We start from the raw sequence: 22320 nt of genomic DNA on the forward strand, positions 1-22320 counted from the left end.
TCAGGCCAGCTTCAGCTCGGCCAGCGCGCGCTGGTGATCGCTCTGATGCTTCAGCACGACACCGAGCGTCGTCCGCACCGCCGAATCGTCCAGATCGTGCATGCCGAGGGCGAGCAGCGTGCGGCCCCAGTCGATCGACTCGGCGACCGAGGGCAGCTTCTTGAGCTGCATGCCGCGCAACACGTGCACGATCCGCACCAGCTGGGCGGCGACGGCGGCGGACAGTTCCGGCACCCGGCTGGCCAGGATGCGGCGCTCCAGCTCCTCGTCCGGGAAGTCCAGGTGTAGGTACAGGCAGCGCCGCTTGAGCGCCTCGGACAGCTCACGGGTGGCGTTGGAGGTCAGCACCACGAAGGGCTTGCGGCTCGCGACGATGGTGCCCAGTTCCGGCACGGTGACCGCGAAATCGCTGAGCACCTCGAGCAGCAGGCCCTCGATCTCGACATCGGCCTTGTCGGTCTCGTCGATCAGCAGCACCGTCGGATCGCTGCGCCGGATCGCGGTGAGCAGCGGCCGCGACAGCAGGAATTCCTCGGTGAAGACGTCGGCTTTCGTTTCTTCCCAGTCGTTCTCACTGGACGCCTGGATCCGCAGGATCTGCTTGGCGTGGTTCCACTCGTAGAGCGCGCGCGCCTCGTCGACACCTTCGTAGCACTGCAGACGCACCAGCTCGGCGCCGGAAGTCTGCGCGACCGCCCGCGCCAGCTCGGTCTTGCCGACACCGGCCGGACCCTCGATGAGCAGCGGCTTGCCGAGCCGGTCGGCCAGGAACACCGAGGTGGCCGTGGCCTTGTCGGCGAGATAGCCCGTGGTCGCCAGCTGGTCGATCACATCGTCGACCGAGCTGAAGATCGGCTCCTGGGTCGTCTCGGAAATGGGGGCCACGTGCAGTCCTTCCTCGGGGGTTGGTCGCCCCCTGTTACCTAAACAGGCCGGATCTGGCCGTCGCCCCACACGATCCACTTCGTGGAGGTCAGCTCCGGTAGCGCCATGGGGCCGCGGGCGTGCAGCTTCTGGGTGGAGATGCCGATCTCGGCACCGAAGCCGAATTGCTCGCCATCGGTGAACGCGGTCGAAGCATTCACCATCACGGCGGCGGCGTCGACCCGGCTGGTGAATTCGCGGGCCGCGGCCAGCTCACCGGTGACGATGGCCTCGGTGTGCCCGGTGCCCCAGGTGTTGATGTGCTCGATGGCCGCGTCCAGGCCGTCGACCACCTTGAGCGCGATATCGAGGGTGAGGTACTCCTCGCCCCAGTCCTTGCTGTTCGCCGGCACCAGGCCGGGCAGATCGCCGTGCACGGTGACGCCGTGCCGTTCCAGCGCCTCGATCAGCTTGGGCACCGCGGTGGTCGCGATCGCGTCGTCGATGAGCACCGTCTCGGCGGCATTGCAGACGCTGGGGCGGCGGGTCTTCGCGTTGAGCAGGATCTGCTCGGCCATCTCCAGATCGGCGGCGGCGTGCACATAGACGTGGCAGTTGCCGGTGCCGGTCTCGATGGTCGGCACGGTGGCATCGCGGACCACGGCGCTGATCAGACCGGCGCCGCCGCGCGGGATCACCACGTCGACCAGGCCGCGGGCCTGGATCAGGTGCGTGACGCTGGACCGGTCCGCGCTGGGCAGCAGCTGCACCGCATCGGCCGGAAGGCCTTGTGCGACAAGAGATTCCCGCAGCACCGCGACCAGTGCGGCATTGGAGTGCGCGGCTGAGGACGAACCGCGCAGCAGCGCGGCGTTGCCGGATTTCAGGGTCAGCCCGAACGCGTCGACGGTGACGTTCGGCCTGGCCTCGTAGACCATGCCGATCACGCCGAGCGGCACCCGGACCTGACGGACCTCCAGCCCGTTCGGCAGCACCGAGCCGCGCACGATCTCGCCGATCGGGTCGGGCAGGCCGGCCACTTGGCGCAGGCCGGAGGCGATGCCGTCGATCCGGGCCTTGGTGAGCCGCAGCCGGTCGATCAGCGATTCCTCGACGTTCGCCGACTGCGCCGCTTGCACGTCCTCGGCGTTGGCGTCGAGCACCTGGTCGGCCGCGGCGAGCAGCGCGTCGGCCGCCGCGTGCAATGCGTCGTTCTTCTGCGCGGTGGTCAGCTGGGCCAGCACACGCGACGCGACCCGAGCCTTGCGTGCGGCCTCGTGCACCACCTCGCGGACATCCGGCTCGGTCGTCGTTCCTACCGTCATGGGTACAGCGTACTTTCCCGCCGCCGGGCCGGAACCACCGCTGTAGCGCCTCTACTAGCCTCTTACTGCATGGCCGAAAAGACGGACGTTCCCTCGATCGCGGTGCTCGGCAGTATCAATATGGACCTCGTGGCTACCACCGATCGACGGCCGGTGCCGGGCGAGACGGTGCTGGGCACCGGCTTCGCGATGGTGCCCGGCGGGAAGGGCTCGAATCAGGCGATCGCCGCGCAGCGGGCGGGCGGTGCCGTGCAGTTCCTCGGGGCGGTGGGTGATGACGTGTTCGCCGCCGAACTGCGCCGCGCGCTGACGGATTCGTCGGTAGGTGTCGAGCAGCTGCGGACCGTGGACGGGCCGAGCGGGGTGGCCGCGATCGTGGTGGACGGTGGCGGTGAGAACAGCATCATCGTGGTCGGCGGCGCGAACACCCGGATGACCGAGCTCACCGAGGCCGACCTCGCGGTGATCGCCGCGGCGGATATTCTGCTGTGCCAGTTGGAGATTCCGCTCGATACGGTGGCCGCGGCCGCGCGGCACGCCCGCGCGAACGGCACCACGGTGCTGCTCAACCCGTCCCCGGTGCAGCACCTTCCCGCCGAACTGTGGGCGAATGTCGATGTGGCGGTAGTGAATTCAGGCGAAGCCGAACAGCTCGGCGCCGACCTCGATCCGGTTGCCCATGTGGTCGTGACCCGTGGCGCCGACGGCGCGGTCTATCGCGGACCGGACGGCGAACAACTGTCCCAGCCGAGCCCCCGCGTCGAGGTCGTCGACACCACCGGCGCGGGCGACACCTTCACCGGAGCCCTGGCCGCCGCCTGGCACCGCGGCCCCGAATGGGCGCTGACCTGGGCAGGAACTGCAGGCGCGCTGGCTACCACCAAGCTCGGCGCGAGCACCTCGATCCCCACCGAAGAAGAAATCTCAGCCGCCCTCACCACGAAGTAGCACCGCAGGAAAAGGCAACGCCGACGGGCAATCTGCCGACTATCGTTGATGTTCATGTCCACCATGCCGGAGCGCATACCGTTCGACGGCGACAACGAAGCGGTGATCGGCAGGCTGGACGCCGAGATCGTCGCGTTGACCTTTGTCGACAACGCGGGGATCACCCGGGTGAAGACGGTGCCGATGCGGCGGCTGAAGCAGGCGGCGCGGTACGGGGTCGGGGTGTCACCTTGCTTCGAGACGTTCGCCTTCGACGACCTGATGGCGGTCGGCAAATACCTGGGCGGGCCCGACGGCGATCTGCGGCTGGTCCCGGACCTGGCGGCCTTGACCGAGCTCGCCTGCCAGCCGGGCTGGGCCTGGGCCCCGACCAACAAGTACACCCAGGAAGGGACGCCTTTCGCCGCCTGCCAGCGTGGGTTCGCAGCCCGCCAGGACGAGGCCGCACGCCGGGCCGGGATTCGGCTGTCCATGGCATTCGAGACCGAATGGTCCGTGGGCACCGACGACCCCGCGGACTTCATCCCCGCCGTGCACGGCCCCGCCTACAGCATGCTGCGGCTCGGACAGGTGGCCGACTACGCGCGGGAACTGGTCGCGATATTGGATCGGCAAGGGATCCTCGTCGACCAATTCCATCCGGAATACGCACCGGGACAGTTGGAGTTGTCCGTGCAACCGTCCGACCCGGTCGGCGCGGCCGACGACGCGGTGCTGGTGCGCCACACCATCCGGCAGGTGAGCCTGCAGCACGGCTGGCGGGCGCTGCTCGCGCCCTGCCTCGATCCGGACGGCACCGGATCCGGTGCACACCTGCACTTTTCCGCGCAGGACGCGGACGGCCCGCTGTTCGCCACCGGCGACGGCCCGTACGGAATGCGCCGAACAGGCGAGGCGTTCCTTGCCGGAGTGTTGCGCGAACAGCCTGCGCTGGTCGCAGTGGGCGCAGGCAATCCGGCGAGTTTCCTGCGCCTGGTGCCGTCGCGATGGGCGGGTACCTGGCAGTGCTGGGGCCGCGAAACCCGCGAGGCGGCACTGCGTTTCATCACCGGCGTGCGCGGCACCGAGGAGTGGGCGGCCAACGCCGAGGTCAAATGCTTCGACGCGACCGGGAATCCGTATCTGATCGTCGGTTCGGTCATCGCCGCCGGACTGGCCGGCCTCGCCGAGGAACTACGGCTGCCCGCCGAAATCAACGGCGACCCGGTCACCTTCGACGCCGAACAGCTGATGATCTCCGGTGTCCGCAGGCTGCCGACCAGCCCCGCCGAGGCCGCCGACCGGCTGGCGGACTCCAGGGTCCTGGCCGAGGCGATGGGCCCCGAACTGCACGACGCACTGCTCACCGTGCGCCGCGCCGAGGCCGAGCGCTACCGCGACAGTAGCCCGGAAGAGCTTGTCGCGCTGACCCGTTGGCGGTTCTGACGTGCTGACCGACGGCCTCACCCTGACCGACCATCACTGCCACGGCGTGGTTCCCCACGATGTGGACCGAGCCGGGTTCGAGCAGCTGCTCGGCGAAGGCGCCACCGGCAGCTTCGATTCCGCGATCGGGCTGGCGGTGCGCCGATGGTGCGCACCGGCGCTGGACCTACCGCCGCACGTCGGCGCCGATGCCTACCTGGCCCACCGAGCCGAACTCGGCTGGCGCGAGGTCGCCGTCCGGCTGCTCGCCGCCACCGGCACACCAGCTGGTTCATCGACACCGGATTCGGCGGCGGCACAGCGGAATTCAGCCCGCTCACCGAGGGCGAGGTGCGCGAGGTGGTGCGGCTCGAGCAGGTCGCCGAGCAGGTCATCGCCGAGGTGGGCGCGGGACGGGCGGTGTTCGACGAGATCGAGGCCCGGCTGCGCGACCGTGCCCGCCAGGCCGTCGGACTCAAGTCCATCGTCGCCTACCGGTGCGGGTTGGATTTCCCGCTGCGCGATCGACCACCGAAGGCCGTGTTCCCCGAACACCGCCTCACCGATCCGGACCTGCTCGGCTGGCTGGTCGGGCTCGGCACCCGCATCGGCGCCGAATTCGGCCTGCCCCTGCAATTCCACACCGGTTTCGGCGACACCGACCTGCGGCTGCACCGCGCGGATCCATTGCTGCTCACCGACTTTCTCCGCAAAACCGCGAACACCGGCCTCACCGTGATGCTGTTGCACTGCTGGCCATTTCATCGCAATGCCGCCTACCTGGCGCACGCCTTCGGGCATGTCCGGATGGATATCGGACTCACCGTCCCCTACGTGGGGCACCGCGCCCAGGCCGTGCTGGCCGAAGCGCTCGAACTCGCTCCCTTTCGCTCGCTGTGCTACTCCTCGGACGGTTACGGCCTGCCCGAACTGCATTTTCTCGGCGCGTTCTGGTGGCGCCGCGGCCTGGGCAGGCTGCTCGACGAATGGCTCGCCGAGGACCTGATCACCACCGCCGACGCCGAACGCCTGGCCGCGGGCATCGCCCATATCAACGCCGAGGATGCTTATCCGAGCACCCCCGCTCGGTAACACCGAGTGGAATTACTCGGCCGCGGCGCGTATTTATTCGAGTGCGCCTTGCCGCGTCGATCTTTACCGTTGATCACGAACCAACGAAAGGATCGAACAATGTTTCCCGTCGAGCTGCGCGGCACCCGTGCGCAGACGCTCATGTGGGCCGAAGAGCACGCGGTCGAGCAGGCCGCGCTGCAGCAGCTGCGGAATATCGCCGCGCTGAAATGGGTCCACGGCGTCCGCGTGATGCCGGACGTGCACCTCGGCAAGGGGGCAACGGTCGGCTCGGTGATCGCGATGAAGGACGCGGTGGCCCCGGCCGCCGTCGGGGTGGACATCGGCTGCGGCATGGAGAGCGTCAAGACCGACCTCACCGCTGCGGACCTGCCGGACGATCTGCGTTCGCTGCGGTCTCGGATCGAGGCCGCCGTCCCGGTCGGCTTCACCGCGCACGAGAGCTCGGTCAACGTGACGAAGCTCGGCGGCGAGGTGTCCGCGCTGGGCGCGAGCACCGCGACGCTGCGGGCGGGCTGGGACAGCTTCTGGCGCGCGTTCTCCTCGCTCGACGACGGAGTGCAGGCGCGAGAAGGCAAGGCGCACAAGCAGATGGGCACCCTGGGCGGCGGCAACCACTTCATCGAGGTCTGCCTCGACCAGGACGACGCGGTGTGGATCCTGCTGCATTCGGGCAGCCGCAATATCGGCAAGGAATTGGCCGAGCGGCACATGGCCGTGGCGCGGACGCTGCCGCACAACGTCGATCTGCCCGACCGCGATCTGGCCGTATTCCTCTCCGGGACACCGGAAATGGCGGCCTACCGGCGCGACCTCACCTGGGCGCAGGAGTATGCCGCACGCAACCGCGCGGTGATGCTCGCCCTGGTGTGCCGCGCGGTGCGCGACGAATTCGCCGGGCGTCCGGTGCGTTTCGAGCAGCCGATCTCCTGCCACCACAACTACGTGGCCGAGGAGCTCATCGACGGCATGCCGATGCTGGTCACCCGCAAGGGTGCGGTCCGGGCGGGCGCGGGCGAGCTCGCGCTGATCCCTGGTTCGATGGGCACCCGCTCATATGTGGTGCGCGGCAAGGGAAATCCGGCCTCGTTCCAGTCGGCCTCGCACGGCGCGGGACGGCGGATGAGCCGCAATGCGGCGAAGAAGCAGTTCACCGTCGCCGATCTGGTCGCCCAGACCGAGGGCGTCGAGTCGCGCAAGGACGCGGGCGTGGTCGACGAGATCCCGGCCGCCTACAAGGACATCGACGAGGTCATCGCCGCGCAGCGCGATCTGGTCGACGTTGTCGCGACGCTGCGGCAGGTGCTCTGCGTCAAGGGGTGAACTCGGGCCGCGCCCACCGGCTGGTGGGCGCGGCGCCGATTCATTTGCGTCGTAAGACGGCCGCGAAGGCCGCGCCGACCAGGAACATGCCGGTGAGTAGCGCGAAGCCGTTCAGAACCCAATTGTGTAGTGCGAGATGGAAATCGTCGGAGAGCTCGGGCAGGTTCTCGATCTGCCGGTAGGTGTCTTCCGGGAAGAGGATGTGCAGGATCCCGGGGATCAGGCCCCACACCAGGCCCGCGATGGCCGTGCCCACCGGGGAGAACGCGGCCAGCGCCGCGACCAGGAACAGCAGCACCGCGCCGCCGATGATCTGGAAGTTCGAACCCCAGCGGTCCGCCGAGCCGCCGAGGATCACCCACTGCCTGGTGTCCAGCGCGCCGTGCGCGGATAGCCCGACCCCGATCGGCGTGATCGCCACCGCGATCACCGTGCCGATCATCGTGCGGCCGAAGCCGCTGCGGCTCTGGAACTGGGCCCCCGGCGGCGACCAGCCCGCCGGCGACTGATATTGGCTCGACATGATTGGCCTCCTGCGCGGATCGGCTGGTTACCATCGAGTATGCGTCAGCGGCAGCGGAATTCCGGCTCAGCAACTCCGGCAGCGACCGGATCAGTTGATCCGCCCGCGATTCCCGGCGTCCGCCGCTCCTTCGTCACCGCACGTGGCATCCGCTTCCATGTGACCGAGGCCGGACCCGCGGACGGGCGGCCGGTGCTCGCGCTGCACGGCTGGCCGCAGCATCACTACGCCTACCGCCACCTGCTGGCCGATCCGCCGGAAGGGTTGCGGATCATCGCCGTTGACCTCCCCGGTTACGGCTGGTCCGGTCCGGCGCCGCATCGGTGGGCCAAGGACGAGGTGGCCGCCGATGTGCTTGCGCTGCTGGATGAACTCGGGCTCGACCGGGTCTTGCTCGTCGGCCACGATTGGGGCGGCTACATCGGATACCTCATGGTGTTGCGGGAACCCGAGCGCTTCGACGGTTATCTGGTGCTGAACATGGCGCATCCTTGGCAGACGCCGCGCACCGTGCTGCCACATCTGTGGCGGTTCATGCTCTATCAACCGCCGGTCGCCGCGTTCGGCACATTTCTCCATCAGCGCACCCGGTTTCTCCACCTGATGTTCGCCAAAGGCGTTGAGAACCACGCGGAGTTCGGCCCGGAAGTGGTGCGCGCCTATGCCGATCGGTTCCGCGATCCGGTGGTGGCCCGCACCGCGACCGATACCTATCGCACGTTCCTGCTCCGCGAACTGCCCCGCGCGGGGCGCACCGGCGAGACCCGCCGCGCCACCGTGCCGATTCGGGCGCTGTTCGGGGTCGACGACGGTGCCGTCCACCATTCGCTCGCCGCCGCGGAAACCGCGCAGGCCGACGACTACACCCTGGAACGGGTGACCAACTGCGGGCATTTCATCACCGAGGAGCGCGCTGACCTGGTGCGCGCCCGCCTGATCACGCTCGCCGCGGACACCGCCCGGCCCGACTCGCAAGCCTGAAAATTGCGGTAGCGCTGCGCTTTTACACCTGCTGTGTCGAATCGTGGTTGTCGGTGCCTTGCAGCGCCGTGATGTGCTCGACCACGACGGTATTGCCGCCACGCTGTTTCGCCTGGTACATCGCGCTGTCGGCGCAGCGGATCAGATCCTGCACGAGCTGACGGCTGCGGCTGTAGCCGTCGGCACCCGCGTCGGCGACGGCGATGCCGATGCTCGCGGTGACTGAGATCGACCCGACGGGTTCGGCGACGGCGGCGCGCAACCGCTCGGCGGCGTCGACCGCGTTGGGGGCGGGCAGGCGTGCGACGACCGCGAATTCCTCACCGCCGAGCCGGGAAACGATGCTGCGCGCCGGGGCCGCGTGCTGCAATCGGTCGGCGGTACACACCAGCACCTCGTCGCCCGCGGCGTGCCCGAAGGTGTCGTTCACGGCTTTGAACCGGTCCAGGTCGACCATCATCACGCAGACCGGCACCGGGCCGGCGCCACCGACCACCATCGCGGAGTGATACTCGAATCCCCGCCTGCTCAGCAAGGTCGTCAAGGGGTCGGAGAGCATGTCGGTCCGCAGCATCCAGTAGCAGAACTGCAACCCCGGCGGCACCACCGTGGCCGCGACCATGCCGAGGATCATGATCACCGCCGACGCGGCGTCGCCGACCCCGAACAGCGGAATCGACAGCACCACCGCGGAAGCCAGCGACCAGGCCGTGTGTGCGGCGAGCACCTGCGGACTGTGGAACGCGCTGACATAGATGCCGACGATCAACAGCAGCATCATGCCGACCGACCGGACGACATAGCCGGGGCTCAGCACGCAGACCACCGTGATGCACACGTCGCCGATCAAGCACAACGTCAGCGATTCGACTCGGTTCGGCCACGGCAACCACCACCAGCGCACCACCCACACCGCCGCCAGCGCCACGATGCACCACAGCACCGTCCGGCCGAACATGCTCTGCGGACCCGCCGACGACGTCACGACCAACACACTGATGAGCGGCGTCGCCAGCCCGCACAGTCCGATCGCGAATTTCACCACGCCGAGCGCCGAGCGGTCGGCGAGCGCGTTCACCACCCAGCGGTAGTCGACGCCGTCGCGCCACCAGTCGCGCAGTAGTCGCAGATAACTGCTCATGGCCGCGCCTCGCTTGCGCTCGGCTCCGCCGAGGGCAGTGCCACGGTTGTCTCGCTCATTCGACTCGTCCTCGGCGTCGACAGCAGCCTCGTATCGTTCGAACCGCACTCACTTGTGGTGAACGCCGCCGTGGCCGGGGATTTCGGCCGACATAGCAGCGATCCAGGCAGTGTAAGCCACATCACGGCGGATACCGAGAGTCCGATCGGTATCGACCGCGACATGCACGGTCGGGGCGGGCGCGCGCGACGAGCACGGTTCGTGTCGGTACCGTCGGGCACGATGGAGCCCATGACCACGGCGACCGATGTCCCGGCGATCGACCTCACCGCACCCGACCTTCGCGAGCGCGCGGAACATTTGCTGCGCGAACTGGCCGGGCCTGCCGCTCGGCTACGAGAGGACCAGTGGACGGCGATCGAGGCGCTGGTGGTGCAGCGGCGCCGCGCGCTGGTGGTGCAGCGCACCGGCTGGGGTAAGTCGGCGGTGTACTTCATCGCCGCCAAGCTGTTGCGCGGGGCGGGCCGCGGGCCGACCGTCATCGTGTCGCCGTTGCTGGCGCTGATGCGCAACCAGGTCGCGGCAGCGCAACGAGCGGGTGTGGTTGCCGCGACCATCAATTCGGGCAATGTCACCGAATGGGACGAGATCCACGCGCAGGTCGCGTCCGGCGAGGTGGATGTGCTGCTGGTCAGTCCGGAACGACTGAACAATCCGGACTTCCGCGACCAGGTGCTGCCGAAACTCGCCGCCGACGTCGGCCTCGTGGTGATCGACGAGGCGCACTGCGTCTCCGACTGGGGCCACGACTTCCGGCCCGACTATCGGCGGATTCGCACGCTGATCGCGGATCTCGGCTCGGACGTACCGGTGCTGGCCACCACCGCGACCGCGAACGACCGGGTGGTCACCGACGTCGCCACCCAGATCGGGACCGACACCCTGGTGTTGCGCGGCACGCTGGACCGCGAGTCGCTGCACCTGTCGGTGGTGCGCTTCGACGACGCGGTGGAACGCACCGCCTGGCTCAGCGGGCACCTGCGCACCCTGACCGGCTCCGGCATCGTCTACACCCTCACCGTCGCCGCCGCGCACGATCTGGCCGACGTGTTGAACTCGCACGGCCACACCGTCGCCGCCTACACCGGCCAGACCGATCCCGCCGAGCGCGAGGCGCTGGAAGCGGCGCTGCTGAACAACGAGGTGAAGGCGCTCATCGCCACCTCGGCGCTCGGGATGGGTTTCGACAAGCCCGATCTCGGCTTCGTCGTGCACGTCGGCGCGCCGTCCTCCCCCATCGCCTACTACCAGCAGGTCGGTCGCGCGGGCCGCGCCACCGAGCGGGCCGAGGTGGTGCTGCTGCCCGGACCCGAGGACGCGCGGATCTGGAGTTACTTTGCCTCCGTTGCGTTTCCGCGCGAGCACATCGTGCGTTCGGTCCTCGACGCGCTCGACACGGACCGCGCGTTGTCCACGGCCGCGCTGGAGCCACTGGTCGAGCTGAACCGCTCCCGGCTGGAGATGGTGCTCAAGGTGCTCGACGTGGACGGTGCGGTGCGCCGGGTACGCGGCGGCTGGGTCTCCACCGGTCAGCCGTGGACCTACGACACCGAACGCTACGAGCGGCTGTCCGAGGCGCGCGAGGTCGAGCAGCAGGCCATGATCGATTACCAGTCGACCGCGGCCTGCCGGATGGAGTTCCTGCGTCGTCAGCTCGACGATCCCGGATTGCCTGCCGGACAATCTGATTCGCCCGGCTGCGGGCGCTGCGACAACTGCACCGGCACCCGGCTCGATGTCACGGTGGACGCCGACGCGGTCGCCGCCACCCGGGCGCGCCTCGACCGGCCGGGTCTGGATCTGAGCCCGCGCAAGCAGTGGCCCACCGGCATGGCGAAGCTCGGTGTTCCCTTGTCCGGCAAGATCACCGGCGGGGCCGAGACGGGGCGCGTGCTCGGCAGGCTCACCGATCTCGGCTGGGGTCAGCGCCTGCGCACCTTGCTCGACGGACCCGACGATCCCATCCCCGAGAAGGTCTTCGAGGCCTGCATCGCCGTACTGCGCGACTGGGATTGGGCCGTTCGCCCGACCGCGGTGATGGCACTCGAATCCCCGCGCTACCCCGTGCTGACCGCCACCCTCGCCGCGGGCCTCGCCGAGGTGGGCCGCATGCACGACCTCGGCACCCTGCCGACCCGCCCGGACCGCCCACCGGTGTCCGCCGCCAACTCCGCCCATCGCGTCGCAGGCCTGTTCGACTCCTGGGAGGTCCCCGACCTCACCGATGTGGAAGGCCCGATCTTGTTGGTGGACGCGCTGTCCGACACCGGATGGACCCTCACCCTCGCTGCGCACGCGCTGCGCAAGGCGGGTGCGGACGCCGTTCTGCCCTTCGCCCTCGCGTCGGTCACCTAGTCGGCTGGAGTCACTGCCGAGCGTCCGGCAGGGTGATCGTCTTCGGGTCTGGTTCGATCGGCCGAGTGCCGCCCAGACGGTTATCCGGCGGCACCGGTCGGCGGGGCTCGCGGACGCCCGCCGTGCCACCGCCGCTACCGCCGCGGGGCGGACCACCTCCGGCTACCTTGCCGCCCAACAGTCTTCGAATGGCCCGGAGCAGTTTTCGCATCATACGGTCCAGTGTGCTCGCCGAATCGTCGGTCACCGTCGTTGTTCGCAGGCAGCGAAGCCACAGATCAGAGGCTGAGGGTGGCGCGCAGGCGAGCGTCGAGGGATTCGGACTCGGAGACGGTGAGTTCGCCGAGTTGTTCGGTGAGCCAGGGGCGGTAGGCGCGGTGCAGTTCGAGGGTGTCGGCCCAGCCGTGTTCGGTGTGGGTGGCCAGGACGTGGCCTGGGTCGGCGTCGCGCAGCGGGACGACGTGCAGCCAGCGGTAGGGCGAGGTGATCACGGCCGAGTCGGAGACCAGCACCACCGACATGCGTCGGGGCAGCGGGGTGCCGTCGCGCAGTGCCGGGGAGTAACGCCAGACTTCGCCGCGCCTCATGCCGCGCCGCGGTTGCGGCGGGCGTCGGTTTCGGCCGCCTCGGCGATGGTCAGGTCGTCGTAGGCGGCGGCTTGTTCGGCGGCCTCGTCGACGGCCAGCTTCGCCAGGCTGTCGTGCACCAGCGCGGTGCGCAGCGAGGCGTTGATCACCGAGGAGAGACTGCGATTCTGCTGGTCGGCGGCCTGCTTCGCCCATTCGGCCACCTGCGGGTCCAGGGTCACGGTCACCCGCGTCGCTTTATTCATGCCGCCACCTCGTCAGCGCTCGCCGCCGCATGATCTTCATGCCACGCTCGCTCATACCCTCATGCATACCACGATGCTGCACAGTGTGCGGCCCGTTTTCCGCCCCCGCGGCCGGTGTCGCTTCGGCTATCGTCGGACGCGTGGCCAGCAAGTCTGCGTCGCCGGCCATCGAACTCGACGTCGGCGACCGCACGATCCGCATTTCCAACCCGGACCGGGTGTACTTCCCGGAGACCGGCGCGACCAAGCTCGACCTGGTGCAGTACTACCTGAGCGTCGGCGACGGCATCGTCCGCGCGCTGCGCGACCGGCCGTGCATGCTGCACCGCTTCCCGAAGGGACTCGCCGGGGACAAGGTGCACCAGAAGCGCCTGCCCGCGGGCGCGCCGGACTGGATTCCCACGGTGCGCGTCTTCTTCCCCCGCTACGGCAGGCACGCTGACGAGCTGTGCGTGCGCGAGCTGGCCGACGTCATCTGGGCCGTGCAGATGTCGACGGTCGAGTTCCATCCGTGGAACTCCCGCGCCGCCGACACCGAGTGCCCCGACGAGTGGCGTATCGACCTGGATCCGATGCCGGACTGTCCGTGGTCGCGGGTGCAGCGGGTGGCCGGTGTCGCGCAGGAAGTGCTCGAGGAACTCGGCGCGGTCGGCTGGCCGAAGACCTCCGGCGGCAACGGTTTACACATCTACGTCCGGATCGCACCGAACTGGGGTTTCAAGGAGGTGCGGCGCGCGGCGCTCGCCTTCGCACGCGAGGTGGAACGCCGCGCACCCGACGACGTGACCACCACCTGGTGGCGCAAGGACCGCGACCCCGAGCTGCTGTTCGTCGACTACAACCAGAACGCCCGCGACCACACCATCGCCGCCGCCTACTCGGTGCGCGGCGTACCGACGGGCACCGTTTCCACCCCGATCCGCTGGGACGAGATCCCCGACATCGATCCGCGCGACTTCACCATGAAAACCGTCCCCGCCCGCTTCGCCGAACTCGGCGACCTGCACGCGGGCATCGACGACGCCGTCTTCGAGATCGACCAGCTGCTGGAGTGGGCCGACCGCGACAAGGTGGACGCCGATCTCGACGCGGAAACCGACCTCGACGCGGACTAGCCACAGCCGATCCGACCGTCCGCGGCACCCCTGCGCTGCGGCGCGGCGAGGGGGCTCAGCGACGGTGATAACGTCGCTGAGGTGCTGCCATAGGTGCCGTGCGAACCCGCTGTACTGCTCCGAAGGAGGTCCTCCATGAACCGACCGGCAGTAGCGATAGCGATCGGACCGGCCGACCCGCCGCCCGCATTGCTGGCGAAGGCGGTGGTGGACGGCGGCGCGACGACAACCGACCTCAGCGAGGCGCAGGGGTTGGTCTGGGCGGGCACGCCCGGGCAGTTCCCGGACGAGTTGCCGAGCACGATCGAGTGGGTGCAACTCCCCGCGGCCGGCGTCGAGGAATGGTTCAACGCGGGCATCATCGCCGCCCACCCGAAGGTGCAATTCACCTCCGCCGCAGGCGCTTTCGCCGCGAGCGTGGCCGAGCACGCGCTGATGCTGCTGCTGGCCGGGGTGCGCTATCTGCCCGAGCATCTACGCGCGGCCAGCTGGCGGCAGCAGGATTTCATCCCGCACATCGGTTCGCTGCGCGGCAAGACGGTCACCATTGTCGGCGCAGGCGGTATCGGCCGGGCGTTGATCCCCATGCTCACCCCGCTGGGCGCGCAGGTGATCGCGGTGAACCGATCCGGCCGCCCGGTCACCGGCCCCGGCATCCCCGACACGATCGAGACGATCTCCACCGACCACCTCTCCCGCGTGTGGCCGCGCACCGATCACGTCGTCGTCGCGGCTCCCGCCACCCCCGCGACGCACCATCTCATCGACGCGGACGTGCTCGCCAGGCTCAAGCCGTCCTCCTGGGTCATCAATATCGCCCGCGGCAGTCTGGTCGACACCGATGCCTTGGTCACCGCGCTCGCCTCCGGCGCCATTGCCGGAGCCGGTCTCGACGTCACCGACCCGGAACCGTTGCCGGACGGCCACCCACTCTGGGTACTGCCGAATGCCATTGTGACGCCGCATGATTCGAACCCGCCGCAGTTGCGGCTGGCCGCCTTCGCCGACCATGTCGGCGCGAACGTGCAGCGCTTCGTCGCGGGCAAAGATCTCCTGGCCCCGATCGATCCGGACCGCGGCTACTGATCCCCACGCGCCGCCCCTACGTACACGGCGGCGAAAAGTACTTATAGATGACTGATTCGGGGCACCCCCCTGCGGCCATAACGTAGTTCCTGTCAGCAAGAACGACAGCGAAACCGCAGATCACAGCCCCGGAGGAGCTCATCATGGACACCATCGTCGCCCAGTACCTGGAAGCCTGGAACACCACCGACGCCGCCGCCCGCAAGGCCGCCGTCGCCCGGGTGTTCACCGAGACCGCCGGCTACACCGACCCGCTGATGGCGGTGGCCGGGCACGACGCCATCGACGCCGGAATCGCCGCGGCGCAAGCGCAATTCCCCGGTTGGACCTTCCGGCTGGCCGGCCCGGTGGACGCCCACCACGACCAGGTCCGCTTCACCTGGGAGCTCGGCCCCGCCGACGCCCCCGCGGTGGTTGTCGGCTTCGACGTCGCCGTGGTCACCGACGGCCGCATCGCCAACGTGTACGGCTTCCTCGACAAGGTCCCCGCCGCAGCCTGATCAAAACCCGCTCCGCTACATACTGATTCACCGAAGGAAAACAGAGTCATGAACGCCACCGCCCCGTCCTACCTGTCCTCCGTCATGGCCCCCGGCCCGCAGCTGCTCCGCCTCTCGCTCCGCTTGGATGCCGTGGTCACCGGCGTCAACGGCCTGGCCTACCTCGCCCTCGCCGGACCGCTGGAGTCGCTGCTCGGCCTGAACACCGAGCTCGGCATTCCGATCGGGATCTTCCTGACGCTGTACGGCGTGGCGGTGGCGATCATCGGCACCCGGCAGACGATCAGCCCCGCGGCGACCCGCGTGGTGATCGCAGGCAACGCCGCCTGGACCGTGGTCAGCCTCGCCGCCCTCGTCGCAGGGGCCCTCGACCTGAATCTGGTCGGCTCGATCTGGACGGTCATGCAGGCCGCCACCGTCGGCGGTTTCGCCGCCCTGCAGTACCTGGGCCTGCGCAAAGCGCAGTGAGTATCCGACAACTGAACAGCCCCGCCCCCGACGACCGCGGCACCAGTACCCCAGCTGATGCCGCGGTCGTCGTCGCAGGTCAGACCCTATTTCGATCAGCCTGCAACAAATGTGCCATTGACAACTGGCACATTCATCGATGATTCTGAACACATGACAAGGTCAACGAGGACCTCGATCCCCCGGGGTCGGCAGCCGGCGGAGCCGGCGGGGTGGGTAAGCACAGGCGTACCCGCCGCCCCCTCCACGCGGGCCACCCTGGCCGCGGCGGCCACCCAGTTCGGGTTGCGCCCGCTGAACAACGCGGTGCCGATGAACGCACCGGGAGTCTGGTTCGCCCGCAAGCTCGTCGCCACCTTCATGGCCGTCGGCGGCCCGGTGCCCCGCGGCACCGCCGTCACCCCGGTGCGGTCCGGGGCGGTGCGCGGCGAATGGGTCCGCGCGCCCGGCGTCTCCTTCGGCAAGCGCGCCGTCTACTACATCCACGGCAGCGGTTACGTCATCTGCTCCGCCCGCACGCACCGCGGGCTGGCCGCGCAGCTGTCCCGCAAGACCGGACTCCCGGTTTTCCTGACCGACTACCGACTCGCGCCGGAACACCGCTTCCCGGCGGCGGCCGACGATGTCGAGGCGGGCTACCGCTGGCTGCTCGACCGCGGCTACACCGCCGACGACCTGGTGATCGCCGGTGATTCGGCGGGCGGGCACCTCGCGCTAGACCTGCTCATCGAGAACGAACGCCGCCGCATCCCGCAGCCCGCGGCCGTGGTGCTGTTCTCCCCGCTGTTCGACCTCACCCTGCAGCTGGCCGCCGAACAAGAACGGCGCCAACGGGATCCGCTCATCTCCGCCAAGGCGGCGAGCCGCATGCCACGCGCCTACACGCAGGGCCTGCCCGACGACACCCCGCGACTGCGGCTGACCGTGCCGGAGGGCATGTCGCTGCCGCCCATGCTGATTCAGGTCGGCGGCACCGAAATGCTCAGTGCCGACGCGCGAGCGCTCTGCGCGATGGTGCGCGCCGCCGGCGGCAGCTGCGAGCTGGAGGTGTGGCCGGGTCAGGTGCACGTCTTCCAGGCGCTGCCGACGCTGGTGCCCGAGGCCGATCAGGCCCTGGCCCGCGCGGCCGACTTCCTGCGGACCGCACTGGCCGCCCGCACTGTCTCCGAGAAGGTGAGCTGACGATGTTCGGACTGGAAAAGCTGCTGCCACTGGGTAATCGGCCACGGCGCAGCTACGGCGCGCGAGCGGTGGTGACCGGGGCCGGCAGCGGCATCGGCCGGGCCTTCGCGCTGGAGATCGCCGATCGCGGCGGGCAGGTCATCTGCGCCGACATCGATGAGGCACGCGCCGACGAGACCGTCGCGCTGATCGAACGCAAGCATCGCGGCACCGCGCACGCGTTCCGCTGCGACGTGGCGCACCGCGAGGACGTGGAAAACCTTGCGCGCTTTGCCGAATCGCTGTTCGAGCGCCCGGTCAGCCTGGTCATCAACAACGCGGGCGTCGGCATCGGCGGCAAGCGGGTCGGCCAGGTCGGCTTCGAGGACTGGGAGTGGGCCCTCGGCATCAATCTGTGGGGCGTGGTGCACGGGTGTGAGGTCTTCACGCCGCAGCTGCGTGCCGCCCGGCGCGGCGGCATCATCAATGTCGCCTCCGCTGCCGGGTTCGCCGCCGCACCGTCGATGTCGGTCTACAACGTGTCCAAGGCCGGGGTGATGTCGCTGTCGGAGACGATGGCGGCCGAGCTGAGCGGCACCGGCGTCGCGGTCACCGTGCTGTGCCCCACCTTCGTGAAAACCAATGTGGCCAAGGACGGCCGGATCACCCAGCAGTCGGCCCGGCTGGCCGACACCCTGATGCGCTGGACCGGCTTCACGCCCGAACACGTCGCCCGCAACACCCTCGACGCCCACGATCGTGGGCAGCTGTATGTGCTGCCGCAGCTGGACGCCCACGTCGTGTGGCGGCTCAAGCGCTACTTTCCCGCCCAGTACACCTATGTCCTCGGCCTCCTGGATCGGGTTCTGCCCCAGGACAACTCCCCCGCCACCGACCGCACCTCGGTCACCGACAAGACAGGAGTCTGACATGGCCATCACGATGGACTTCGACGACATGCTCGCCAAGATCAAGGACCGGCAGTGGGCGCTGGCCGATATCGACTGGGATGCACCGGGTGCCGAGACGATCTCGCCCGAACTGCACGCCAAGCTCAAGCCGTTCATGGCCGACCTGATGTGGATCGAGAACGTCGGCGCGCGCGGCTTCGCCGCCATGGCGAAGAAGGCGCCCACCGAGACGCTGCGCGAGATCTACCGCTACTTCCATGCCGAGGAGCAGCGGCACGCCAACGCCGAACTGGCGCTGATGCGGCGCTGGGGCATGCTCGACGGTGACGAGATCCCGCAGCCGAATGTGAACGTCAAGCTGGTGATCGACTTCCTGGACAAGTACGCCGACGGCATGTCGCTGTCGTTCCTCGGCACCGTGATTCCGATGCTCGAGGTCGCGCTGGACGGCGCGCTGGTCAAGTTCATCATGGACGAGATCCACGACCCGGTCTGCCAGGACGTCTTCAAGAAGATCAACAACGACGAATCCCGGCATTTGGCCGTCGATTTCGCGGTGATGGATGTGCTCGGTCACGCACATATCCGCAAACTCGCCACCGACCTCGTCGGCGGCTGGCTGAAGCCGTCGCTGATCATCGGTGTGCTGAGCTATGTGCCGCTGCTGAACAAGATGCGCGACAACATCGTCGAGATGGGCGTCGATGAGGAGAAGCTGTACTCGGCGCTCAAGCGATACGCCAATGTCGGTGAGCGCAGCGAATTCGCGCGCAGGCTGCCGATGTATCAGCTGGTGAAGATGCAGGGCGGCTGGGTGATCGACCGCGGCCACCCGTACCACCTGTTCGCCGACGCGCTGGTGAAGATCACCGCCAGGGTGCCGAAGGCGCTGCTGCGCAGGGACCCGACCTGGGTCAAGGAAGTCACCTACGAGCCGGCGGCGTGAGGCAGATGAGCACCAAAACTTTGGACGTCGCCATCATCGGCGGCGGGTTCGCCGGTGTCGGCAGCGCGATTCGCCTGAAACAGCAGGGGATCGACAGTTTCGCCATCTTCGAGCGCGGCGACGCGATCGGCGGCACCTGGCGCGACAACACCTATCCCGGTGCGGCGTGCGACATTCCGTCGCGGCTGTACTCCTACAGCTTCGCACCGAACCCGGACTGGTCGCACACCTACTCGGGCAGCAACGAGATCCTCGGCTATATCGAGACGATGGCGGCCGAGTTCGGCCTCGGACCGCATTTCCGGTTCGGCCACAACGTGTCCGGCATCGCCTTCGACGAGCCCGCCGGGCTGTGGGAGATCACCATCGACGGCCGCAGCGAGGCCGTGCGGGCCCGCGCCGTGGTGCTCGCCTCGGGACCGCTGGCCAATGTCAGCTTTCCGAACCTTCGCGGCATCGAGGACTACGCCGGGCACAAGATCCACAGTGCCCGTTGGGATCACGACTACGACTTCACCGGCAAGAAGGTCGCGGTGGTCGGCACCGGCGCCAGCGCGGTGCAGATCATTCCGGAGCTGGTCGATAAAGCCGCTTCGGTCAAGGTCTTTCAGCGCACGCCGGGCTGGGTGCTGCCCCGGGTCAACCGGCGCACCAACGCGGTGACCAAGGAGCTCTACCGCCGGGTGCCCGCCGCGGAGCAGCTCGCCCGGCAGGCCTGGTTCTACGGGCACGAGTCGGTCGCGCTCGGCGTCGTCTGGAACACGCCGCTGACCAGGGTCGTCGAACTGGTCGGGCGGGCCCAATTACGCAGGCAGGTCAAGGATCCCTGGCTGCGCCGCCAGCTCACCCCGGATTTCCGGGCGGGTTGCAAGCGCCTGCTGATGACCGACGACTACTACCCCGCGCTGCAACGGGACAACTGCAAGCTGATCACCTGGCCCATCGCGCGGCTCTCCGAAAACGGCATCCGCACCGCGGAAGGCATTGAGCACCAAGCCGACTGCATCGTCTTCGCCACCGGCTTCGACGTATCCAAGACCGGCACCCCGATCCCGGTCGTCGGCCGGGACGGCCGGGTGCTGGCCGACGAATGGTCGCGCGGCGCGTATGCCTACAAGAGTGTCGCCGTATCCGGGTATCCGAACCTGTTCTTCACCTTCGGACCGAATTCGGGCCCCGGCCACAACTCGGCGCTGGTGTACATGGAAGCCCAGATCGACTACCTGGTCAGTGCCATCGGCACCATCCTGGAGCAGGATCTGCGCATCCTCGACGTCCGGAAGGACCGGCAGGACCGCTACAACGCGGGCATGCAGCGCAGGCTGACCGGCACCACCTGGAACTCGGGCTGCCGCAGCTGGTACCTCACCGAGGACGGCTTCAACGCGACCATGTATCCGGGCTTCGCCACCCAGTACGTCAATCAGCTGCGGACCGTCGACCTCGCCGACTACACCGTCGTCGCCGCGGACCGCAACGCCCGCAAGCCCCGGATCGCGGCGGTTTCCTAGATGACCGGTGCCGGCGGCCTTGGCGATAGACTCGGTCGATCAATGACCGGGCTGTTCGGTCGCCGGCATTCCGGCGCGCAGGTGGGCGAGGAGGTGGAATCGATGGAGTACCGCATCGATGACCTCGCGCGCGCCGCGGGCACCACCACCCGCAATGTGCGCGCCTACCAGGAGCGCGGCCTGCTGCCCCCGCCCGTCGGCAAGGACGGCCGGGCCAGCATCTACGACAATTCGCACCTCGAGCGACTGCGGCTGATCGACGCGCTGCTGCAACGCGGTTTCACCACCGCGCACATCGGCGACTTCATCACCAGCTGGGAGACCGGCAAGGACCTCACCGAGGTGCTCGGCCTGCAGCACGCGGTCACCGCGTCGTGGGCGAAGGACGAAACCTTCGAGGTGCCGCGCGAGCTGATCGGCACCATCCTCGGCGCGGAGGCCGACGAGCTCGTCGACCGGCTGCGCGAGATGAACCTGGTCCGGTTGGAAGGTGACACCGTGGTTTTCACCGAGACCCAGCTGCTCACCTCGTTCGCCGAGCTGCACGAGTACGGCCTGGAACTGCGCACCCTCATCGAGATCTACGCCGAGGTCGCCGCCCGGATCGACGACATCACCCACATCATGATCACCGCCGCCAAGCAGCACATCATCGATGAGCACGGCGCTGGCTGGCTCCCCGAGACCAGCGGCGAAATCGCCGACACCACAACGATGTTGAGCAAGATGCGCGAGCTGGCCGTCGCCTCGGTGCACTCCACGCTGGCCCGCTCGCTCGACGTCACCCTGCGCCGGGAACTCGGCGACTACCTCGCCACCGCCGCCGAACGCGAACGCGCCAAGACGGATTCGCGCCCGGACACCCCGTCCTGACGGCTCAGACCTGGACCGAGTCGTGCTTTCCGGCGAAATCAAGGAAGCGCGAGATCACCTGGTCCGGAATCGCCCACAGCATGTCGTGCCCGACGCTGGGATAAGTCTCGATATCGGCCGCGGGAAAATGCCGTCGAACGTGACCCGCCGCCACCTCGGGATCATGGATGACCGACTCGGCGCCGTACAGGGCGAGCACCGGTGCGGTGATCGCGGCCAGCCGTTCGTCGGTGAGCGGGCGCGGCCACGGCAGCGCCATCCGGAACTTCACCCCCGCCAGGATCATTTCCCATTCCTCCTCGGTGAACCGGATACGCGGCTGGAGCCAATCGTTGAGCTTCTGCATCTTCTCCCGGGTGGGGCGGATGCCCGCGGCGATGAATTTCCGCAACACCCGCCAGGGCGGCCTGCCGAAGATGGCCGGGGTCGGTTCCAGCAGGCTCAGACTCGCCAGCCGATCGCAATGCTCAGCGGCGATAACGGCGGCCAGCCACGCGCCGAGCGAGTAGCCCGCGAGGTGGACGCGATTCGCACCGAGTCCGGCGATCACCTCGCCGGCCCAGCGGGCGATATCGGTCTCGTCGCGCATCGGCGCGGTCTGCACGCAGCGGCCCGCCCAGCCCATGACATCGGTGGTGTACACGATGCGGTCGCGGGCCAGGTCCTCGATGAACGGGCCCCACACCAGGCTGTTGCCCGACATGCCCGGCAGTAGCAGCAGCGGGACACCATCTCCCGACCCCGACTTACGCACTCGCGTTGTCCCGAAAGATGTTTCGATGTCGAGCTCTGTCGACGGCACCGGCCACCGTGCCGCCATCGCGTCGTAGCTTCGCAGGTAGGTGGCCTGCGCCTCGTCGCTGGTGAACCGTCCGATCTTCGGCATGATCGCCCCTCCCAT

22 protein-coding genes are annotated in these 22320 nt (G+C 68.6%); 15 read left to right on the forward strand and 7 right to left on the reverse strand.

Features of this window, described 5'->3' with window-relative positions; translation table 11 throughout:
* Together IBX18_RS33470 and IBX18_RS33475 are read right to left on the reverse strand one after the other, a co-directional pair.
* Positions 1-885, reverse strand: a complete 885-nt coding sequence (locus IBX18_RS33470) for a MoxR family ATPase (protein ID WP_194837487.1) — start codon at positions 883-885, stop codon at positions 1-3.
* Positions 886-923: 38 nt separating this feature from the next.
* A complete protein-coding gene (locus IBX18_RS33475) occupies positions 924-2189 on the reverse strand; it encodes a glutamate-5-semialdehyde dehydrogenase (protein ID WP_194837488.1) in 1266 nt (421 codons plus the stop codon).
* A 69-nt stretch (positions 2190-2258) separates the two neighbouring features.
* On the opposite strand from IBX18_RS33475, the gene IBX18_RS33480 reads away from it, so the two are divergent.
* From IBX18_RS33480 to IBX18_RS33495, 4 genes are all read left to right on the forward strand, one after another.
* Complete coding sequence (locus tag IBX18_RS33480) at positions 2259-3137, forward strand: ribokinase (RefSeq protein WP_194837489.1); 879 nt, start codon at positions 2259-2261, stop codon at positions 3135-3137.
* 54 nt (positions 3138-3191) lie between these two features.
* Positions 3192-4562, forward strand: a complete 1371-nt coding sequence (locus IBX18_RS33485; RefSeq protein ID WP_194837490.1) for a glutamine synthetase family protein — start codon at positions 3192-3194, stop codon at positions 4560-4562.
* A gap of 144 nt (positions 4563-4706) precedes the next feature.
* On the forward strand, positions 4707-5633 hold the full coding sequence (locus IBX18_RS33490) for an amidohydrolase family protein (protein WP_228542181.1): 927 nt from the start codon (positions 4707-4709) through the stop codon (positions 5631-5633).
* A 99-nt stretch (positions 5634-5732) separates the two neighbouring features.
* Positions 5733-6956, forward strand: coding sequence for an RtcB family protein (locus tag IBX18_RS33495; protein ID WP_194837491.1), 1224 nt, complete (start codon positions 5733-5735; stop codon positions 6954-6956).
* A 40-nt stretch (positions 6957-6996) separates the two neighbouring features.
* Here the strand turns inward: IBX18_RS33495 and IBX18_RS33500 are convergent, their stop codons facing one another.
* The gene (locus IBX18_RS33500; RefSeq protein WP_194837492.1) at positions 6997-7479 is read right to left on the reverse strand and encodes a hypothetical protein; all 483 of its coding nucleotides are present in this window, start codon (positions 7477-7479) and stop codon (positions 6997-6999) included.
* Between the two features lie 39 nt (positions 7480-7518).
* On the opposite strand from IBX18_RS33500, the gene IBX18_RS33505 reads away from it, so the two are divergent.
* Positions 7519-8460: an alpha/beta fold hydrolase gene (locus IBX18_RS33505; RefSeq protein ID WP_194837493.1), complete on the forward strand. Its 942-nt coding sequence runs from the start codon at positions 7519-7521 to the stop codon at positions 8458-8460.
* 22 nt (positions 8461-8482) lie between these two features.
* On the opposite strand, the gene IBX18_RS33510 is transcribed toward IBX18_RS33505, so the two are convergent.
* Entirely contained in the window at positions 8483-9601 is a 1119-nt protein-coding gene (locus IBX18_RS33510) for a GGDEF domain-containing protein (protein ID WP_228542182.1), read from the reverse strand.
* A gap of 291 nt (positions 9602-9892) precedes the next feature.
* On the opposite strand from IBX18_RS33510, the gene IBX18_RS33515 reads away from it, so the two are divergent.
* Positions 9893-12016: an ATP-dependent DNA helicase RecQ gene (locus IBX18_RS33515; protein ID WP_194837495.1), complete on the forward strand. Its 2124-nt coding sequence runs from the start codon at positions 9893-9895 to the stop codon at positions 12014-12016.
* Between the two features lie 278 nt (positions 12017-12294).
* Here the strand turns inward: IBX18_RS33515 and IBX18_RS33520 are convergent, their stop codons facing one another.
* Positions 12295-12603 carry a hypothetical protein gene (locus IBX18_RS33520; RefSeq protein ID WP_228542183.1) on the reverse strand — a complete coding sequence of 103 codons (309 nt, stop codon included), beginning with the start codon at positions 12601-12603 and terminating at the stop codon, positions 12295-12297.
* On the reverse strand, positions 12600-12848 hold the full coding sequence (locus IBX18_RS33525; RefSeq protein ID WP_194837496.1) for a DUF6364 family protein: 249 nt from the start codon (positions 12846-12848) through the stop codon (positions 12600-12602). The genes IBX18_RS33520 and IBX18_RS33525 overlap by 4 nt, the downstream gene beginning before the upstream one ends.
* A 140-nt stretch (positions 12849-12988) precedes the next feature.
* Between IBX18_RS33525 and ligD the strand changes: the two genes are divergently transcribed.
* The 9 genes from ligD to IBX18_RS33570 all read left to right on the forward strand — a co-directional run bounded on the left by ligD (position 12989) and on the right by IBX18_RS33570 (position 21419).
* Positions 12989-13963 (forward strand): non-homologous end-joining DNA ligase, encoded by a 975-nt coding sequence (gene ligD / locus IBX18_RS33530; RefSeq protein WP_194837497.1) that lies wholly within the window; start codon positions 12989-12991, stop codon positions 13961-13963.
* Positions 13964-14098: 135 nt separating this feature from the next.
* The gene (locus IBX18_RS33535; RefSeq protein WP_194837498.1) at positions 14099-15049 is read left to right on the forward strand and encodes a D-isomer specific 2-hydroxyacid dehydrogenase family protein; all 951 of its coding nucleotides are present in this window, start codon (positions 14099-14101) and stop codon (positions 15047-15049) included.
* 143 nt (positions 15050-15192) lie between these two features.
* On the forward strand, positions 15193-15549 hold the full coding sequence (locus IBX18_RS33540) for a nuclear transport factor 2 family protein (protein ID WP_107654826.1): 357 nt from the start codon (positions 15193-15195) through the stop codon (positions 15547-15549).
* A 48-nt stretch (positions 15550-15597) separates the two neighbouring features.
* On the forward strand, positions 15598-16017 hold the full coding sequence (locus IBX18_RS33545) for a hypothetical protein (RefSeq protein WP_194837499.1): 420 nt from the start codon (positions 15598-15600) through the stop codon (positions 16015-16017).
* Positions 16018-16170: 153 nt separating this feature from the next.
* Complete coding sequence (locus IBX18_RS33550) at positions 16171-17199, forward strand: alpha/beta hydrolase (RefSeq protein ID WP_194837500.1); 1029 nt, start codon at positions 16171-16173, stop codon at positions 17197-17199.
* A 2-nt stretch (positions 17200-17201) separates the two neighbouring features.
* Positions 17202-18107 (forward strand): SDR family NAD(P)-dependent oxidoreductase, encoded by a 906-nt coding sequence (locus IBX18_RS33555; RefSeq protein ID WP_194837501.1) that lies wholly within the window; start codon positions 17202-17204, stop codon positions 18105-18107.
* Positions 18108-18114: 7 nt separating this feature from the next.
* The gene (locus IBX18_RS33560) at positions 18115-19035 is read left to right on the forward strand and encodes a reductase (RefSeq protein ID WP_107660140.1); all 921 of its coding nucleotides are present in this window, start codon (positions 18115-18117) and stop codon (positions 19033-19035) included.
* Positions 19036-19040: 5 nt separating this feature from the next.
* Positions 19041-20546, forward strand: a complete 1506-nt coding sequence (locus tag IBX18_RS33565) for an NAD(P)/FAD-dependent oxidoreductase (RefSeq protein WP_194837502.1) — start codon at positions 19041-19043, stop codon at positions 20544-20546.
* A 42-nt stretch (positions 20547-20588) separates the two neighbouring features.
* Entirely contained in the window at positions 20589-21419 is an 831-nt protein-coding gene (locus IBX18_RS33570; RefSeq protein WP_228542185.1) for a MerR family transcriptional regulator, read from the forward strand.
* A 4-nt stretch (positions 21420-21423) separates the two neighbouring features.
* Here the strand turns inward: IBX18_RS33570 and IBX18_RS33575 are convergent, their stop codons facing one another.
* Positions 21424-22305, reverse strand: a complete 882-nt coding sequence (locus IBX18_RS33575; protein ID WP_194837503.1) for an alpha/beta fold hydrolase — start codon at positions 22303-22305, stop codon at positions 21424-21426.
* Positions 22306-22320 lie beyond the last annotated feature (15 nt).

The organism is Nocardia sp. XZ_19_369 (genome assembly GCF_015355715.1).
Taxonomy (GTDB): Bacteria; Actinomycetota; Actinomycetes; order Mycobacteriales; family Mycobacteriaceae; genus Nocardia.

Excerpts from the sequence above, each read along its gene's own strand:
- IBX18_RS33475 (WP_194837488.1), bottom strand. The coding sequence starts at position 2,189 with ATGACGGTAGGAACGACGACCGAGCCGGATGTCCGCGAGGTGGTGCAC.
- IBX18_RS33480 (WP_194837489.1), top strand. The coding sequence starts at position 2,259 with ATGGCCGAAAAGACGGACGTTCCCTCGATCGCGGTGCTCGGCAGTATC.
- IBX18_RS33485 (WP_194837490.1), top strand. The coding sequence starts at position 3,192 with ATGTCCACCATGCCGGAGCGCATACCGTTCGACGGCGACAACGAAGCG.
- IBX18_RS33490 (WP_228542181.1), top strand. The coding sequence starts at position 4,707 with ATGGTGCGCACCGGCGCTGGACCTACCGCCGCACGTCGGCGCCGATGC.
- IBX18_RS33495 (WP_194837491.1), top strand. The coding sequence starts at position 5,733 with ATGTTTCCCGTCGAGCTGCGCGGCACCCGTGCGCAGACGCTCATGTGG.
- IBX18_RS33500 (WP_194837492.1), bottom strand. The coding sequence starts at position 7,479 with ATGTCGAGCCAATATCAGTCGCCGGCGGGCTGGTCGCCGCCGGGGGCC.
- IBX18_RS33505 (WP_194837493.1), top strand. The coding sequence starts at position 7,519 with ATGCGTCAGCGGCAGCGGAATTCCGGCTCAGCAACTCCGGCAGCGACC.
- IBX18_RS33510 (WP_228542182.1), bottom strand. The coding sequence starts at position 9,601 with ATGAGCAGTTATCTGCGACTACTGCGCGACTGGTGGCGCGACGGCGTC.
- IBX18_RS33515 (WP_194837495.1), top strand. The coding sequence starts at position 9,893 with ATGACCACGGCGACCGATGTCCCGGCGATCGACCTCACCGCACCCGAC.
- IBX18_RS33520 (WP_228542183.1), bottom strand. The coding sequence starts at position 12,603 with ATGAGGCGCGGCGAAGTCTGGCGTTACTCCCCGGCACTGCGCGACGGC.
- IBX18_RS33525 (WP_194837496.1), bottom strand. The coding sequence starts at position 12,848 with ATGAATAAAGCGACGCGGGTGACCGTGACCCTGGACCCGCAGGTGGCC.
- IBX18_RS33535 (WP_194837498.1), top strand. The coding sequence starts at position 14,099 with ATGAACCGACCGGCAGTAGCGATAGCGATCGGACCGGCCGACCCGCCG.
- IBX18_RS33540 (WP_107654826.1), top strand. The coding sequence starts at position 15,193 with ATGGACACCATCGTCGCCCAGTACCTGGAAGCCTGGAACACCACCGAC.
- IBX18_RS33545 (WP_194837499.1), top strand. The coding sequence starts at position 15,598 with ATGAACGCCACCGCCCCGTCCTACCTGTCCTCCGTCATGGCCCCCGGC.
- IBX18_RS33550 (WP_194837500.1), top strand. The coding sequence starts at position 16,171 with ATGACAAGGTCAACGAGGACCTCGATCCCCCGGGGTCGGCAGCCGGCG.
- IBX18_RS33555 (WP_194837501.1), top strand. The coding sequence starts at position 17,202 with ATGTTCGGACTGGAAAAGCTGCTGCCACTGGGTAATCGGCCACGGCGC.
- IBX18_RS33565 (WP_194837502.1), top strand. The coding sequence starts at position 19,041 with ATGAGCACCAAAACTTTGGACGTCGCCATCATCGGCGGCGGGTTCGCC.
- IBX18_RS33570 (WP_228542185.1), top strand. The coding sequence starts at position 20,589 with ATGACCGGGCTGTTCGGTCGCCGGCATTCCGGCGCGCAGGTGGGCGAG.
- IBX18_RS33575 (WP_194837503.1), bottom strand. The coding sequence starts at position 22,305 with ATGCCGAAGATCGGACGGTTCACCAGCGACGAGGCGCAGGCCACCTAC.